Source organism: Pseudoduganella aquatica, assembly GCF_009857595.1.
In the GTDB taxonomy this organism is placed as follows: domain Bacteria; phylum Pseudomonadota; class Gammaproteobacteria; order Burkholderiales; family Burkholderiaceae_D; genus Rugamonas; species Rugamonas aquatica_A.
Window position 1 is genome coordinate 1 of sequence record NZ_WWCU01000136.1, and the last position, 369, is coordinate 369.

Consider the following 369-nt stretch of genomic DNA (forward strand, 5'->3'; position numbering starts at 1 on the left):
AGCCTGACGATAACCTACTTTCACACTGGTTGCAGCACTATCATCGGCGCAAAATCGTTTCACGGTCCTGTTCGGGATGGGAAGGGGTGGGACCGATTTGCTATGGTCATCAGGCTTTGACTTGTACAAGCTACAGTTCCCAACGGGGCAACTGCTGCTCTAAAATTCAGAAGAAGTATTTTAATTTATTAGGTAGGGATTGTCAATCAACAATTCACAACTGAGCACTTCTCGCTATAACAAATCAATGTTATAGGGACAAGCCTTACGGGCAATTAGTACTGGTTAGCTTAATGCATTACTGCACTTCCACACCCAGCCTATCAACGTCCTGGTCTCGAACGACCCTTCAAGGAGCTTAAAGCTCCG

At 45.8% G+C, this 369-nt stretch carries 2 rRNA genes; both read right to left on the bottom strand.

Annotated elements, in window-relative coordinates:
• Window position 1: 1 nt before the first annotated feature.
• Window positions 2-114, bottom strand: a 5S ribosomal RNA gene (gene rrf / locus GTP77_RS29920).
• Window positions 115-254: 140 nt separating this feature from the next.
• A 23S ribosomal RNA gene (locus GTP77_RS29925) occupies window positions 255-369 on the bottom strand; the annotation flags it as partial.